This is a genomic window from Pseudomonas sp. 22526 (assembly GCF_052044735.1).
Taxonomy (GTDB): Bacteria; Pseudomonadota; Gammaproteobacteria; order Pseudomonadales; family Pseudomonadaceae; genus Aquipseudomonas; species Aquipseudomonas piscium.
Window position 1 is genome coordinate 122,551 of the sequence record NZ_JBQENK010000007.1, and the last position, 14,548, is coordinate 137,098.

Annotated in this window: 14 protein-coding genes; 5 read left to right on the plus strand and 9 right to left on the minus strand. The window is 62.5% G+C overall.

Annotation, left to right across the window (positions count from 1 at the left end; translation table 11 throughout):
• Nucleotides 1-2: 2 nt before the first annotated feature.
• The 3 genes from ACTJKT_RS12660 (at nucleotide 3) to ACTJKT_RS12670 (ending at nucleotide 2,391) form a co-directional block, all read left to right on the plus strand.
• On the plus strand, nucleotides 3-962 hold the full coding sequence (locus ACTJKT_RS12660; protein WP_025809307.1) for an HlyD family secretion protein: 960 nt from the start codon (nucleotides 3-5) through the stop codon (nucleotides 960-962).
• Between the two features lie 164 nt (nucleotides 963-1,126).
• Nucleotides 1,127-1,609 carry a GNAT family N-acetyltransferase gene (locus tag ACTJKT_RS12665; RefSeq protein ID WP_440787474.1) on the plus strand — a complete coding sequence of 161 codons (483 nt, stop codon included), beginning with the start codon at nucleotides 1,127-1,129 and terminating at the stop codon, nucleotides 1,607-1,609.
• A 170-nt stretch (nucleotides 1,610-1,779) separates the two neighbouring features.
• Nucleotides 1,780-2,391, plus strand: coding sequence for a LysE family translocator (locus ACTJKT_RS12670; protein WP_097303145.1), 612 nt, complete (start codon nucleotides 1,780-1,782; stop codon nucleotides 2,389-2,391).
• Nucleotides 2,392-2,482: 91 nt separating this feature from the next.
• On the opposite strand, the gene ACTJKT_RS12675 is transcribed toward ACTJKT_RS12670, so the two are convergent.
• From ACTJKT_RS12675 to ACTJKT_RS12705, 7 genes are all read right to left on the minus strand, one after another.
• Nucleotides 2,483-2,944 (minus strand): GNAT family N-acetyltransferase, encoded by a 462-nt coding sequence (locus ACTJKT_RS12675; RefSeq protein ID WP_440787475.1) that lies wholly within the window; start codon nucleotides 2,942-2,944, stop codon nucleotides 2,483-2,485.
• 314 nt (nucleotides 2,945-3,258) lie between these two features.
• Nucleotides 3,259-3,771 (minus strand): hypothetical protein, encoded by a 513-nt coding sequence (locus ACTJKT_RS12680; RefSeq protein ID WP_440787321.1) that lies wholly within the window; start codon nucleotides 3,769-3,771, stop codon nucleotides 3,259-3,261.
• Nucleotides 3,772-4,662: 891 nt separating this feature from the next.
• Entirely contained in the window at nucleotides 4,663-5,283 is a 621-nt protein-coding gene (locus tag ACTJKT_RS12685) for a LysE family translocator (RefSeq protein WP_440787322.1), read from the minus strand.
• Nucleotides 5,284-5,401: 118 nt separating this feature from the next.
• Complete coding sequence (locus ACTJKT_RS12690) at nucleotides 5,402-7,654, minus strand: xanthine dehydrogenase family protein molybdopterin-binding subunit (protein ID WP_440787323.1); 2,253 nt, start codon at nucleotides 7,652-7,654, stop codon at nucleotides 5,402-5,404.
• Nucleotides 7,651-8,646 carry an FAD binding domain-containing protein gene (locus ACTJKT_RS12695; RefSeq protein ID WP_440787324.1) on the minus strand — a complete coding sequence of 332 codons (996 nt, stop codon included), beginning with the start codon at nucleotides 8,644-8,646 and terminating at the stop codon, nucleotides 7,651-7,653. Before ACTJKT_RS12695 ends, ACTJKT_RS12690 begins: the two co-directional genes overlap by 4 nt.
• Before the next feature lie 4 nt (nucleotides 8,647-8,650).
• Nucleotides 8,651-9,313 carry a 2Fe-2S iron-sulfur cluster-binding protein gene (locus ACTJKT_RS12700; protein WP_440787325.1) on the minus strand — a complete coding sequence of 221 codons (663 nt, stop codon included), beginning with the start codon at nucleotides 9,311-9,313 and terminating at the stop codon, nucleotides 8,651-8,653.
• A gap of 67 nt (nucleotides 9,314-9,380) precedes the next feature.
• Complete coding sequence (locus tag ACTJKT_RS12705) at nucleotides 9,381-9,632, minus strand: helix-turn-helix domain-containing protein (RefSeq protein WP_440787326.1); 252 nt, start codon at nucleotides 9,630-9,632, stop codon at nucleotides 9,381-9,383.
• Nucleotides 9,633-10,430: 798 nt separating this feature from the next.
• On the opposite strand from ACTJKT_RS12705, the gene ACTJKT_RS12710 reads away from it, so the two are divergent.
• Complete coding sequence (locus ACTJKT_RS12710) at nucleotides 10,431-11,534, plus strand: sterol desaturase family protein (RefSeq protein ID WP_440787327.1); 1,104 nt, start codon at nucleotides 10,431-10,433, stop codon at nucleotides 11,532-11,534.
• Here the strand turns inward: ACTJKT_RS12710 and ACTJKT_RS12715 are convergent.
• Both ACTJKT_RS12715 and ACTJKT_RS12720 read right to left on the minus strand, forming a co-directional pair.
• Nucleotides 11,492-11,884 carry a GFA family protein gene (locus tag ACTJKT_RS12715; RefSeq protein ID WP_440787328.1) on the minus strand — a complete coding sequence of 131 codons (393 nt, stop codon included), beginning with the start codon at nucleotides 11,882-11,884 and terminating at the stop codon, nucleotides 11,492-11,494. The two genes, ACTJKT_RS12710 and ACTJKT_RS12715, sit on opposite strands and share 43 nt — an antisense overlap.
• A gap of 35 nt (nucleotides 11,885-11,919) precedes the next feature.
• Nucleotides 11,920-13,668, minus strand: coding sequence for a SulP family inorganic anion transporter (locus ACTJKT_RS12720; RefSeq protein ID WP_440787329.1), 1,749 nt, complete (start codon nucleotides 13,666-13,668; stop codon nucleotides 11,920-11,922).
• A gap of 483 nt (nucleotides 13,669-14,151) precedes the next feature.
• Between ACTJKT_RS12720 and ACTJKT_RS12725 the strand changes: the two genes are divergently transcribed.
• Nucleotides 14,152-14,490 carry a hypothetical protein gene (locus ACTJKT_RS12725; RefSeq protein ID WP_097303135.1) on the plus strand — a complete coding sequence of 113 codons (339 nt, stop codon included), beginning with the start codon at nucleotides 14,152-14,154 and terminating at the stop codon, nucleotides 14,488-14,490.
• Nucleotides 14,491-14,548 lie beyond the last annotated feature (58 nt).

The window sequence follows — 14,548 nt, forward strand, 5'->3', positions numbered from 1 at the left end:
CCATGGACCTGTTACTGATCCTGACCTACAGCGCCATCTGCGTGGCCATCTTCAAGATCTTCCGTATCCCGCTGAACAAATGGACGGTGCCCACCGCCGTGCTGGGCGGCGTGGTGTTGATCGGCGCGCTGATTTTCCTGATGAACTACAACCACCCCTATTCGGAAGTGGCGCGCTCCTACTTCGTCTCGGTGCCGGTGATCCCGGTGGTCACCGGCAAGGTGATCGAGGTGCCGGTGCAAGGCAACAAGATGCTGGAGCCCGGCGATGTGCTGTTTCGCATCGACCCCGAGCCGTTCGAGAACCGGCTCAAGTCCCTCAAGGCCCAGCAGGTGGCGGCGCGGGGCGACCTGTACCGGATCAACGAGTTGATCAAGCGCAACTTCGGCACCCGCCGCGAGCAGGAAGCCGCGATTGCCAAGGTGGACGACCTGCAGGCACAGATCGACAACGCCCAGTTCGAACTGGACAACACCGTGGTCCGCGCCCCGAGCAAAGGTTTCGTCACCCATGTGTCGCTGCGCCCGGGGATGATGGCAAGCAAGCTGCCGCTGCGGCCGTCGATGGTGTTCGTTCCGGACGAAGGCCAGTATTTCGCGGCCTGGATGCGCCAGAACAGCCTGCTGCGCCTGGTCCCTGGGGACGAGGCGGAAGTGGCGTTCGACGGTATCCCCGGCAAGGTATTCAAGGGCCGGGTCAAGAATGTCATCACGGTGATCGGCGAAGGACAGATACAGCCTTCCGGCACCCTGATCAGCTACACCGGCTCACCGCCGCCGGGGCGAGTGCCGGTGGTCATTGAAATCACCGACCCGGACTACCTGCCCTATGCCAAACTCATGCCCGGCGGCGCCTATGGCCAGGCGGCGCTCTATAGCCAGCACTTCCACCATGTGGCGATCATGCGCAAGATCCTCCTGCGCATGGCAGCCTGGATGAACTACATCTTTCCGTTCCATTGATGGACTGGGATCGGGCGATGCTCGGTGCGTTGCAAGCCCGGTTTGATTTCACTATCGGTCGGGTGGCTGCTTTCGCCTGTTGGCCTCGACAGAAAAAGCGGGTGGGCCGCTTGTTTCTATTCTCTCTATACTCGCTGCCCAGGATGAGAGTCAGAGCGCAAATGATGCCCGTCACACCGGATAAAAGTTCCCAGGTCATTTTGGTCCCGGCTCAACAAAGCGACTTGGACAATCTTGTAGCCATTCGAATCGAGGCCATGCGCGAAAGCCTCGAGCGGGTTAGACGATTTGATCCAGTACGCGCACGCGAACGCTTTCTTAGCGGCTTTGAAGCCCGCAATACCCGCTACATCGAGGTATCTGGAGAGAGGGTTGGTTTTGTCGTGGTCAAGCATCAGCACAATGAACTCTTGCTCGACCACTTGTATGTGAGACCGAGCGCGCAAGGATCAGGGATAGGCTCTGCTGTTCTCGCTCAGATTTTCAAAGAGGCGGATGTGGCTGGGCTCCCTATTAGAGTGGGTGCTCTCAAAGAAAGCGCTTCGAATCGTTTTTATACCCGCCATGGTTTCCAATTCATCGAAAGCGGTGAATTCGACAATTACTATGTTCGTCCGTGCGTTCCGGCGGTTGGCCCAGCTTGCTAGCGGGATGTCATGCACCTCGACTTAGGTTCTTACCCACTCTGGACTCAAAGCAGGCATCCACAACGGCGTGCCTTGCCCCTGCATGGGAAGCAAACGACCTTAGTGTTTTCCCTGCTCACCCAGTGCGAACATGTCGTTCGATATACCAAGACAACAGGGAGGCTTCACCCATGAGCGCTACTTCTTCGCTCTGGTTTTTTGTCGTGCCATTCGCGATTGCGGCAGCAATCCCCGGCCCCGCTCAGGGAGCCCTGCTAGGGCAAGTGGTGTCACGCGGCGCAAGGGCTACGCTGCCCTTCATCGCAGGCATGGTGCTGGGCAATGCTGTCTGGCTGGTGGTCGCCACCCTCGGTCTTGCGGCACTGGCGCTGCAGTTCGAGCAGGTGTTCATTGCCGTGAAATGGCTGGGTGTCGCCTTTATCCTGTTCATCGCATGGAACTTGTGGTCGAAGAACACCGAGCACCTTCAAGCCCCTCCAAAGCGCTCGGCAGGCCGGGGTCTGCTTGCAGGCGCTGTGCTGACGCTGAGCAATCCAAAGGCCGTGGTTTTTTTCGGCGCGGTGTTGCCTCATGCATTCGATCTGACGGCGCTGTCCTGGCCAGAAGTCATCCTTATTACCGCGCTCGGAATTGGCATCGATCTCACCGTCCAATTGGCGTACCTCGTTACTGCATCACGTATCAAGAACGCCATACGATCTCCGAAGGCAATGAAGCGTCTGAACAGAACCTCAGCTGGGGTAATGACAGGGTGTGCGGGCTGGATGGCCGTTTCGCGCTGATGGCCTCTGCAGCAAGGCTTTGCAAGTCTGCAAAGCCTTCACTCTTCGCCGTTGACCGGCTATGCCAAGCATCTGCCCTTCAATGAGCTGGCTACGTGGCATCGGCTAATGACTTCACATGAGTAGCAAAATCATCTTGTATCGGTTGGAACCCGCAGCGCAGGTAGAATGCGGCGCCCTCCGGGGTATCCGTGGATAGGCGCACGACACGGAATCGCTGAGCCGCATAGGCCAAAAGCTGCTGCACCAGGGCCTTGCCCACATTCTGCCCCCTTGCTGCACGCGCGACGTATACCCTCCGTAGCCTGCCGATGTCCGGCCCGGCATATGGATCATATGAAAGACCACCGATGGCAATCAGTTGCCCGTCGCGCAAGGCTCCCAAAAGGCATTCACCTGGTTGATCGAATCGATTGGACCCGTTTTCCCAATCCGCAACCAAGCGCGTGAGAAACCTGAAACCTTCTGCAACAGCCTCCGCTTCCAGTACCAGGATTTCCGGAGGAAGCGCTGAGATCTGACGTATCGCCAGCTCGCCCGTTGATGTAACCACTCGATGTCCCATGTTTACTTTGGCACCTGCCTGATTCATCTGCGTGGACAGCACGTCCGGCCTTCAAGATTAACTCTCAGGAGTTTCTTACAAGCTCTGGCCCCAAGGGGGCATCCACGAAAGACAGTAATCAGCCAATGACTGCCGGTTGCATCAGGCAACAGTCGACCCAAAGCGGAAGTAGCTGTATCCCGATAGCAGACGTTGAGAAAGCCTGTCGACTCGGCGGTGGCTAACGTGTCCGTGCTGGTGCCGGATCCTCTGTTTTCGCTAGACATTGAACTCGGTGATTCCGCCTCTTTCAGACGAGCCGCCTAGAGGGGCCAGTGTGCTCGTAGTCTGGCTAGCTCTCGCTCTAATGCACACAACTCTTTGTTGAACGCGGCCAACTCCGCAAGGCTGTATTCAACGCATCGCTGCGTACCGGAGGGAAGTCCAATGACATTGACGACCTTGTGACGGTGCGTATCGACGCCCCATCGACCGTGGACCATCTCATTGCGCCGAAACCGAGCGGCATGCACACGCTCAATCCAGCGTTCATAGGCCGCACGGTGTTTGGAGCCAGCCGGTAACCTCTCTGCGACTCGGGTCGAAAGCGTTTCGAGCTTCGTATGGATGTTCTGCCCTTCGATCGATTTCGATAAGGTTTCCAACTTTGTGCCGTTGTCCAACCACGCCAAGCAGAGCCCTAAACTCACATCGACGGACGAGAACGCGAAGAGCATCTGTCCAAGTAACGATGCAGCCTCAGCTTGCATCGCCTCTCGACGTGCCATCAGTTGTCCAGCCGTTTCGTCCGGGTCAGGCGTTGAATTAGGTTCCATGGCTTTCTCGCATTTGTAGCCTGGGTGGTGCAGAGTTCAGCACATTATTCCGTAGGTCTGCTCCTAGCCGAAAGCAGCCTGTCAGAAAGGCAGTTTTCAACTGTGGATTCAACCCTTTACGGTCGTTCACTGCTGGAAGCTACCTTCCATCGTCCATGAACGACTGGCCCCGTTACGCGAACTACGGAGTGGCTAGGGCGAGCAAGTCCAACACCGGCCAGATATACGAATGCAATCGCCCTGACGACAGGGTTGGAAGGCATTACTCACCACTTGTGGGGAGAGTCCATATACGACTTGTTAGCCGCGTTAGAGCCCCCCGAAACCGATAAACCAAGGAAGCATAGCCCCGCCTCTATGCCCTTCATACTCCGACTTCCTTCTAAGCTGCTTTCGGCAATAGAACAAACTGATCATTGCTGGGATAAACAACAAGTTGAACAACCATTGAAATGCATCTGTTGATTTCAAAATGATCGCGACAAGTAAATTAATCAAAACCAAGCCAATTATTAAAAAGTTATATCTAATATGTCGGCGTTTGGCTAAAGCAAAGCTTTCCCAATCATAAATCAGCCAATCGTGGGAAAATTCGTCGCATTTAGGACACTTATGACTTGGCGGAAGGTTGTCTGCGATAAAACCACAGCTAGGGCACCGAAATTTCATGGCGCTATCCACTATTAGGTGACATGCCATGTCGCGATCTTGTCGAGGTAAACGCGAGATCTATAGAGGGAAACGCGACTGGGGTGACAGCAAGACTGACTACGGTAAAGAGGCTAGCAGGACACCACCTATTTTCCACTGGTCTGTCCACCGACTGCTTCTGGCCGCAAAACAGCCCTTGGCTACCGAGTGTCCATAATCTTGGCGCAGCCTATCAACGACTCACGCCCGCCGCGCCAACAACAGCACCGAAGCTGCCCCCGACAACAACACCGCGCAGCAGCGGTTGAAGATCTTCTTGCCCCGCGGCTCGGCGAACCAGCGGCGCATGTGCAGGCCCATGTAGGCGTAGGCGCTGATGGCGATCCATTCCAGGATCAGGAACAGCACGCCCAGCACCAGGAACTGGGCGGACACCGGTGCTTGAGGGTCGACGAACTGCGGCAGGAAGGCGGTGAAGATAAGGATGGCCTTGGGATTGCCGATGGCCACCAGGAACTCTTGCCGGGCCAAGGCCAGCAGGCCCAGTGGCGCGGTCTTTTTCTCGGACTCGACCTGGGTATCCGCGGTCCACAGTTGGTACGCCAGGTACAGCAGGTAGCCAGCCCCGAGAATCTTGATTCCGTGGAACAGCAGTTCCGAGGCTTGCAGCACCACCGCCAGCCCGGCCGCCGCCAGGGCGATCATCACCGCGAAGGCCGCCAGCCGCCCTACTCCCGCCAGGCAGGAGGCGCGGAAGCCATAGGTGGTGGCATTGCGGATCGACAGCAGGTTGTTCGGCCCTGGCGCCATGTTCAGGGCGAAACAGGCCGGGAGGAAGAGCATCAGGGTGGCAAGGTTCATGGAGGCGTCCGTCGGCTGATGGCTTGAGTTCCACAGCAACCCACCAGGCTGCCGCAGACCCACAAGCCTGCCCAATCCAGCGCAGATCGTCGAGATTTTTTGTCGAGGCTGGCCTCGCTCAGTCCTCGATCGCGGCCAGCCCCGGCAGCAGCTTGTCCAGGGTCAACGGAAACTCGCGCACGCGGATGCCGGTGGCGTTGTAGACCGCATTGGCCAGTGCCGCCCCGGCCCCGCACACGCCCAGCTCGCCCAGGCCCTTGATGCCCAGGGGGTTGGCCTTGGTGTCGGGTTCTTCGAGAAACACCACGTCCATCGCCGCGATATCGCCGTTGACCGGCACCAGGTACTCGGCCAGGTCATGGTTGACGAAATGCCCGTGGCGGGTGTCGAGCAGGGTCTGTTCCATCAACGCCGCGCCGACGCCCCAGGTCATGCCGCCGAGGATCTGCGAGCGCGCGGTCTTGGGGTTGAGGATGCGTCCGGCGCCGATCACCGCGAGCATGCGCCGCAGACGGACTTCGCCAGTGTCGATGTCCACCGCGACTTCGGCGAAATGCGCGCCATTGGAAATCTGGGAAAACTTCTTATAGTCCTCCCCCATCGGCCCGACGTTGCCTTCGGCCTGCAACCCCGCGGGAGCCACCCGCAGCAGCAGGTCGCTGAGGCGTTCCGAGCGCTCACCGATGCGGATACGGCCGTCGGCGAAGCGCACCTCCGCTTGGTTGTAAGGCGCGCCGGCAGCCTGGATGATCCGCTGCTTCAGGGCCTGGCAGGCGGCCTCCACCGCCGAGCTGGAACTGGCCGCGCCCCAGGAACCGCCAGAGCCCGAGGTCTGCGGAAAGCGGCTGTCGCCCAGTTGCACCTGCACCGCCGACATCGGCACCCCCAGGCTGTGGGCGGCGACCTGGGTCAGGATGGTGTAGGTGCCGGTGCCGATATCGGTCATGTCCAGGCGCACCAGCACCCGCCCGGTCGGGCCCAGGCTCACCAGGGCCCTGGACAGCCCCAGGTAGTTGGGTCTGATCGCCGCGGCCATGCCCATGCCGATCAGCTTGCGGCCCTCGCGCAGGCTGCCGGGCTTGGGCTTGCGGCGGCTCCAGCCGAAGCGCTCGGCGCCGGTCTGCATGCAGGCCAGCAGATTGCGCGAGGCGAAGGGCACGCCGAGTTCGGGGTCCAGCTCCGGCTCATTGCGCACCCGCAGTTCGATGGGGTCCAGGCCCAGGCGTTCGGCCAGCTCGTCCATGGCGCTTTCGAAGGCGAGCATGCCCGGCGCCTCGCCCGGCGAGCGCATCCACTCGCCGCGATTGAGGTCGACCGGCACCAGCCGATGGCGGGTCAGGCGGTTCGGCGCGGCATACAGCGAGCGGGCAAACACCGCGGTCTGCTCGCAGTACTCTTCGAAGCGCGAGGTGCTCGACCAGACGTCATGCCCCAGGGCTGTCAGCTTGCCGCTGCTGTCCGCCGCCAGTCGCACCCGATGCTGCATGGCCGGGCGATAACCGGCGTTGGCGAACATCTGCTGGCGGGTCAGGGCCACCTTCACCGGGCGCTTGAGTACCCGGGCGGAAAGCGCCGCCAGCACCGCGTCGGGATGAATGATCAGCTTGGAGCCGAAGCCGCCGCCGATATAGGGGCTGACGATGCGCACCCGCGCCGGCTCGATGCCCAGGGTACTGGCCAGGCCGGCGCGGAAGTTCGCCAGGGTTTGCGCCGAGGTATAGAGGGTCAGGTCGTCCCCGGACCAGACCGCGATGGACGCATGGGGCTCCATCGACACGTGGCTCTGGTATGGGGTGCTGTAGGTGCTGTCGAGCTTGACCGGCGCATTGGCGAAGCCCAATTCGAAATCGCCGACGGCGCTGTCGGTCTGGAGACCGGCGTTGGTCCGCGGCGGGATGTAGGCCTGGGCCAGGCGTGAAGCGAGCTCGAAGTCGCCCTGCTCGGGGGTGTAGCTCACGCGAATCAGGCGCGCCGCCGCTCGCGCGGCCTCGAAGGATGCAGCGACCACCAGCGCCACTGGTTCGTCGTAGTAACGCACAGCATCGGTCGCCAACACCGGGCGCGATCGGCTGAACACCTCGGCCGTGGTCGGCGTCACCGCGGGGCCGAATGCCACCTGGGCCGGCGCGTTGCGGTGGGTCATGACATAGAGCACGCCCGGCGTCCGTTCGGCCTCGCGGGTGTCGATCGCGCTGATGCGGCCCCGGGCGATGGTCGCCCCGAGGATGTAGCCATAGGCGGTGTCGCCCATTTCCCGCTGCTCGTAAGCGTAGGTCGCACGGCCGGTGACCTTCAGCCGACCGTCGACCCGGTCCAGCGGTTGGCCGATGGGGCTGTTGGCGGCAGATGGGGTGGGTCCTGATGTGCTCATGCCGATGCTCGCTCTTGGGTCGCGCTGGCCAGCAGCTGGCGCAGGGTGCGTTTGGCCAGGGGGATCTTGAAATCGTTGCCGCCCTGCCCGCGCGCATCGGTCAGGGCGGCGTCGGCGGCGCGCTGATAAACCCTCATAGTGGACGGTTGGCCGAGCAACGCCTGCTCCGCCGCCGTGGCCCGCCAGGGTTTCGGAGCGACGCCGCCCAGGGCGATACGGGCCGTGCGGACCTGCCCCGCGCGGACTTCAATTACCAGCGCCACGGCGACCAGGGCGAAGGCATAGGAAGAGCGATCCCGCACCTTGCGATACAGCTGTCGCCCCGGCGGCGGTGGCGGCAGCGTGATGGCCTCGATCATCTCGCCATGGGCCAGTTGGGTTTCAACCTCGGGCGTGGTCCCGGGCAGGCGGTACAACTGATCCAGGGCCAGGGAGCGGCGCTGGCCGTCGGGCAAGACCGTCTCCACCCGCGCCTCCAGGGCGACCATGGCCACCGCCATGTCCGAGGAATGCACCGCGATGCAGGCTTCGCTGGTGCCAAGAATCCCGTGCATACGGTTGTGCCCCTGCAAGGCCGAACAACCGCTGCCGGGCACGCGCTTGTTGCAGGCCATGCCCGGGTCGTAAAAGTACGGGCAGCGCGTGCGTTGCAGCAGGTTGCCCGCGGCCGAGGCCTTGTTGCGGATCTGTCCCGAGGCCCCGGCCAGCAAGGCCTGGGACAGCAACGGGTAGCGCTGGCGAACACGGCTGTCAGCGGCCAGGTCGCTGTTGCGCACCTGGGCGCCGATGCGCAGTCCTCCGTCGGCGCTGTCCTCGATCGCCGCCAGGGGCAAGCGGCTGATATCGATCAGATGGCTGGGCTGTTCGATGCCCAGTTTCATCAGGTCGATCAGGTTGGTACCGCCGGCGACGAAGCGCGCCCGCGGTTGCGCGGCCATCAGGCTGACCGCCTGCTGCACATCACTCGCACGCTCATAGCTGAAAGGCAGCATGGGTTCAGGCCTCCTCGGCGGCGTCACGGATGGCGGCGACGATGTTCGGATAGGCAGCGCAGCGGCACAGGTTGCCGCTCATGCGTTCGCGGATCTCCGCGTCGCTCAGGGCGACGGGCTGGGTCTGCAGGTCATCGGTGACATGGCTGGGCCAGCCGGCGCGCACCTCCTGGAGCATGCCCACCGCCGAGCAGATCTGCCCCGGCGTGCAGTAGCCGCACTGGAAGGCATCGCGGGCGATAAAGGCGGCTTGCAGAGGGTGCAGCAGGTCGCCATTGGCCAGCCCCTCGATGGTGGTGATCTCGTCGCCGTCATGCATGACCGCCAGGCTCAGGCAGGCGTTGATCCGGCGGCCATTCACCAGCACCGTGCAGGCACCGCACTGGCCGTGGTCGCAGCCCTTCTTCGAGCCGGTCATGCCCAGTTGATGGCGCAGCGCGTCGAGCAGCGTGGTGCGTGGGTCGAGGTCCAGCAGTTGATCGCTGGCGTTGATGCGCAAGGTGACCGCCTGGGAGGGCAATGGGCTCGCTGGGCTGGATAGCGCTGGAGCGGATGGGGGCTGAGACTGGAGCTGGGCCCTGCCGCCGCCCACCCACAACAGGCTGGCGGCAGCCCCGGCTTGCAGCAGCGCGCGGCGCGACGGACGCGGTGAATCCAGGTCTTCCATGGTGCTCTCCTGAAATGAACGGCTGGACGCGAGTATCGCCAAGGGCGTGGCGCCGTTCTTTCAGGTATCAGGATGAGCTTGTCAGGATTCTGGAAGCTTGTTGGCGGTAGGTATTCGGGGTGGTCCCGGTGATCCGCCTGAAGGTCGAGGTGAAGTGGCTCTGGCTGGAGAACCCCAGCTCCAGCGCCATGGCGCTGATCGGCATGCTGCCCGCCCGCAGCAGGCTTTCGGCGCGGCGCACCCGGCGCTCGATCACATAGGCATAGGGCGCCATGCCGGTTTCCGCCTTGAAGTGACGGGCGAAGGTGTCGACAGGCATGCCAGCGATCCGCGCCAGTTCGGTCAGCGAGAGGCTGCCGTCGATGCGCGCANGCGCTTGAGCAACTGCGGCCCCAGACGTCCGTTGCCGGCGCTGCCGGTATCGACCCGCCCCAAACGCAGCCCCACCAGCGCCACCAGATGTTCTATGTAGCTGGCTTCCAGGACCTGCCCGCTGACCATCTCGGCACTGAGGGCGGCGAGCAGCGAGTGGATCACCCCATCGCCGCTGTTGAGGCGCATGGGCAGCTCGGCCAATTGCGGGCAGCCTGGGAAATCCAGGGCCGTGTCGATCCACAGGGCGGTGTAGATCAGGTCGGCATCGCGAAAATAGCCCTGACGCTCGACGCCGGCCGGCACGAAGCTGATCGACCCGGGGCGGTCGCAGCCCTCGTAATTGAGCGTCGAACTGCTGCGGATATGGGTCCTGGCCGTGGCCCCGCGCTCGGTGAGGATCACCACGTGCTGCGGCGCGCTCCAGCTGATCTCGGCTTCGCGGCAAGCCCAGCGGCGGTGATCGATGGTCACCAGGCCATCGAACAGCGACGCCGATTGCAGCACCGCACCCTCGGCACCCCGCGCACGGATGCAGCCCGCCCCGACCCGAGGCTCCAGTGACAGGTTTGCGGATTCCCTTGATACGCTCATAAGCCAGGCTCCTCCCCATGGGATACAGCGAGCGGCCAGCCTACCCCAGGATCAGTGACAACTTCCAAGCGAAAAAGAAGCAGCCTGGGGCGATCCCCGGCCAAACCGAACTGATTTACAATGCGGTTCCTTTGCCTGAGGCTGGCGTTCCGTGGATCCTCTGTCGCTTGTCTATCAGCACCTGACCGAGTGGGTGATCGCCCCCGTTACCCAGCAGTTTCTCGGCATTTTCAATCTGAACGGCCGCCTCGGGCTGTTGTTCCTGTGCGTCTCCTACGGCGTCGCTTATGGCCTGTTCCGTTTCAGGAAGCGCCGCGGCCTGAGCGACGCCCGCTCGTTCTGGCAATTCATCGGCGGCGGCCGGGTGCACCTGCATCCCTCGGCGCTGCTGGATTACCGCTACTACTTCGTGCGCGCCATCCTCAAGGTCGCGCTGGTGCTGCCCATCGTCCATCTGGTCGACCCTTATATCCTGCGCTCCGGAGATTACCTGGCGTTTTTCAGCAATCTCTGGGGCGAGCGCCCGCGCCTGGGGCAAAACCTGGGGCTGGCGCTGCTCTACGGGCTGGGGGTGTTCCTGCTCAAGGACTTCATTCATTACTGGGCGCACCGGGCCTTTCACTCGCGCTGGCTGTGGGAATTCCACAAGGTCCATCACTCGGCGCCGGTACTGGTACCGGCGACGGCGAGCCGGGTGCACTTCGTGGAAAAGATCGTCGAGAAACTGAGTGTCAGCCTGTGCCTGGGCCTCTACGCCGGTGGCTTCTGGTACGCCTGCGGCGGCGAGATCAGCCGCTACACCCTGTTCGGCGTAACCTACCTGGTGTTCATCTTCAACAGCCTGGCGGCCAACCTGCGGCACAGCCATGTCTGGCTGTCGTTCGGCCCGCTGCTGGAGCATGTGTTGAACAGCCCGGCCCAGCACCAGATCCATCACAGTGACGCGCCCCGCCACTTCAACCGCAACTTCGGCACCAACCTGTCCCTGTGGGACTGGATGTTCGGCACGCTCTACGTCACCCGCTCTACACCCGAGCCGCTGCGCTTCGGCACCGGGGAGCAGGACTCGCAGCGTTACCTGACGGTCTACAGCCTGATTGTCACGCCCTTCGTCGACACCGCCCGCAAGCTCCTGGCGAAACGCCCGCGCGGGGTGGCGCCCGAGACCATAACCGGGACGAGAAGAGCACCGGTAACGGCGCCTTCGGTCACCTACTCCTCGAAGCGACTCGTCGCATCACGATCGCGCTCGTAGCGCCTGGCGAGTGGAAACGCCGGCAACCAGGACTCGCGCCGAATAGTCCAGCTTTCGTAGGTGGGCTTGAGTTGATCGGGAGCGTCCAGGGCGCCCAGGTTGACTTCGATTTCGTCGGCGCTGCGGGCAAACACCGACGAGCCGCAGTGCGGGCAGAAAAACCGCCCGGCGTAGTCGCGGGTTTCGCCCTCGATGGTCACCGCGCTCTCGGGGAATATCGCCGAGGCATGGAACAGCGCGCCATGGTGCTTGCGGCAGTCGAGGCAGTGACACAGGCCAACCCGATACGGGCGCCCCGCCGCGACGATCCGCACCTTGCCGCACAGGCAACCGCCAGTGAATCGCTCCATGCCGCACCTCCTCTTGGGTCAAGCGTTGGTGTTGGTCAGTCATGAGATGGCTTGGCGGACGGCTGCCCTGCGCCGGCCCGGCCTGGTTCTTTCAGCGCCTCACGCTGCAACTGATTGCGCCAGACCCGATAAGCACGAATGCCGGCGCGCACCGAGGCGAACAACAATCTCTGCTCCAGCTCGCGCGCCAGGCCCGAACGCACCAGCATCCGCAGGAATGTCCCGTGCGGCCGGGCAATGGCCAGGACTATACCCCGGGCCAGCAGGGTGTCGCGCACCTCCCTCAAGGCCACGATGCCGCTGACGTCGATCGAGGTCACCGCCTCGGCGACGAACAGCACGGCACGGGGCTCGGGCTCGCGCTCGACCGCTTCCAGCAGGCGCGCCTTGAAGTAGTCGGCGTTGAAAAACAGGATCGCGTCATCGAAGCGATACACCACCAGCCCCGCCAGCGTGCGCGCCTGCGGGTATTGACTGATATCGACCTGGCCTTCGATCCCGCGCACCCAGCCCAGCACCGCATCGGTGGGCTGATAGATGCTTTTGAGCAGCCGCAGGATCGCCAGCAGCACCGCGACGATGATGCCCGGCAGCACCCCCACGCCAATCACCCCCAGGGTGGTTAGCACACACAGCCAGAACTCGAAACGGCTGAGCTTGCGGATGACCCGCATCGCCTGGATGTCGATCAGCCCCCAGCCCGCCATCAACAGCACCGCCCCCAGCGCCGCCTGGGGGATCCAGGCCATGGGCGCGGTGAAGAACAGCAGGATCAGGGCAATCACCAGGGCGGCGATAATCCCCACCAACTGACTCTTGCCCCCCACCATGCTGTTGACCGCCGTGCGCGAATCGGCGCCGCTGATGGCGAAACCGCTGGAGACCCCGGCGGCGATGTTGGACACGCCCAGCGCCAGGAACTCATGGTTGGCGTTGATCGTGTAGCCGTTGCGGGCGGCGAAGCTGCGGGCCGTCAGCATTGCACTGCAAAAACTCACCGTGGCGATACCCAGCGCGTCGCGCAGCAGGCTTTTCAGTTCGGCCAGGTTGGTCTGGGGCCAGCTCAACTGCGGCATGCCCGAAGGGATCGGGCCCAGTACGGACACCCCGCGGCTATCCAGGCCCAGCACCCCGACGCACAAGGTAGCGATGGCCACCGTCACCAGCGCCGCCGGCAACCTGGCGAAGCGCCGCGGCAACCAGATCAGCAGCGCCAGGGCGCCCGCCCCGACGGCCAGGGTCGGCAAATGGGTTTCGCCCAGCCGCTGCAGCATGTTCAGCAGGCTGAGAATGAAACCCTCGCCTTCGATTGTGTAACCCAGCACCTTGCCCAGTTGCCCGGCCAACAGGCTCAAGCCGATGCCGTTCAGATAGCCGATCAGGATCGGCCGCGAGAAAAAGCTGGCAATGAACCCCGCCCGGGCAATACCGGCGCCGATCAGCATCAGGCCGACCAGCACCGTGACGATCACGGCCAACTGCGCCAGGCGCTCGGGATCGCCCAGCGCCAGGGGAGCGATCGCGCCGGCGACCATGGCGCAGGTGGCCGCATCCGGCCCGACCATCAACTGCCGCGAACTGCCCACCAGGGCATAGACCATCATCGGCAACACACAGGCATACAAGCCGTACTGAGGCGGCAGCCCGACGATCTGGGCGTAGGCGATGGCAATCGGGATCTGCACGGCCGCCACCGACAACCCGGCCTGCAGGTCGTACCTGAACCATTCGCGGCGGTATTGCAGGAGATTGGCCAGACCTGGCAGCCAGCGGGAGAGCAGCATGGAGACACCTTCGAGGGGCTTTGACGAGGGTTGAGGCCGAGCACGAAACCTCGTGCCCTGGATGAGAGATAAGCAGAGTCGGTTTTCTTTTCAACAAAATAGCGGCGGATCGAGCCTCCCTGATTTAACAAGCACTGCGGTTGCCTCCTGGCGAAACGCTTGCGAGAGCGGGCGCCCTGCCATCTGCGGTATCCGATGATCGGGCCTGGCAGCCGGCAGGCTCCTTTACTAGGGTCTATCCAACAACAGCCGAACCGGTTTTAACTGGCCTGAGTTCACTGTCCATGCCGTACTCCTTCTCGAACAGTAGCCTGCTCATCTACTCGTTCCCCCCGGTACTCAAGGAGAGAACCATCCAGGAAGTGCAAGTGGCACTTCTTGCCTGCCAAGGGACATTCTGAAACGCATCAGGCTTTCAGCTAGAGGGTTTTACACCCGAGCGCCGAGGTGAAAAGAGGCGCACTCGTCGAAAGGAGATCGAAGATGGCTAGCATAATGAAAGTTTTGGACATCCACTTGTCGCTGCTCAAGTCCAACCCACCCCAGTTGCATATATTGGCCCATGGCCTGGTGGGCTCTCCGGGCTGGACCAACCCAAGATTGCAACCGCGGTTTTACATCGACTTCCCGAAAGACGGGATTCAGGACTTCGACTTCGTTGCTGACCCGCCTCAGGGCGTTTCCATACTCCCCGTCTATCCCATCAGCGCATCCGAGAACTGGGAAAACCCACCACTCAAGAAGCTCAAAGGCGTAAGGGTTCACTCGGCCAACAACTTCGTTGAAGAGTATATCCAGGGTGCAAAATCCGTAGCCTGTTAACAATCAAGAGGGATATGTGTCAGGTCCTGACCTGACACATATCGGAGCAAACCCAGCC

Excerpts from the sequence above, each read along its gene's own strand:
- ACTJKT_RS12680 (WP_440787321.1), bottom strand. The coding sequence starts at position 3,771 with ATGGAACCTAATTCAACGCCTGACCCGGACGAAACGGCTGGACAACTG.
- ACTJKT_RS12705 (WP_440787326.1), bottom strand. The coding sequence starts at position 9,632 with ATGCCTGTCGACACCTTCGCCCGTCACTTCAAGGCGGAAACCGGCATG.
- ACTJKT_RS12670 (WP_097303145.1), top strand. The coding sequence starts at position 1,780 with ATGAGCGCTACTTCTTCGCTCTGGTTTTTTGTCGTGCCATTCGCGATT.
- ACTJKT_RS12685 (WP_440787322.1), bottom strand. The coding sequence starts at position 5,283 with ATGAACCTTGCCACCCTGATGCTCTTCCTCCCGGCCTGTTTCGCCCTG.
- ACTJKT_RS12660 (WP_025809307.1), top strand. The coding sequence starts at position 3 with ATGGACCTGTTACTGATCCTGACCTACAGCGCCATCTGCGTGGCCATC.
- ACTJKT_RS12695 (WP_440787324.1), bottom strand. The coding sequence starts at position 8,646 with ATGCTGCCTTTCAGCTATGAGCGTGCGAGTGATGTGCAGCAGGCGGTC.
- ACTJKT_RS12720 (WP_440787329.1), bottom strand. The coding sequence starts at position 13,668 with ATGCTGCTCTCCCGCTGGCTGCCAGGTCTGGCCAATCTCCTGCAATAC.
- ACTJKT_RS12690 (WP_440787323.1), bottom strand. The coding sequence starts at position 7,654 with ATGAGCACATCAGGACCCACCCCATCTGCCGCCAACAGCCCCATCGGC.
- ACTJKT_RS12700 (WP_440787325.1), bottom strand. The coding sequence starts at position 9,313 with ATGGAAGACCTGGATTCACCGCGTCCGTCGCGCCGCGCGCTGCTGCAA.
- ACTJKT_RS12715 (WP_440787328.1), bottom strand. The coding sequence starts at position 11,884 with ATGGAGCGATTCACTGGCGGTTGCCTGTGCGGCAAGGTGCGGATCGTC.
- ACTJKT_RS12665 (WP_440787474.1), top strand. The coding sequence starts at position 1,127 with ATGCCCGTCACACCGGATAAAAGTTCCCAGGTCATTTTGGTCCCGGCT.
- ACTJKT_RS12725 (WP_097303135.1), top strand. The coding sequence starts at position 14,152 with ATGGCTAGCATAATGAAAGTTTTGGACATCCACTTGTCGCTGCTCAAG.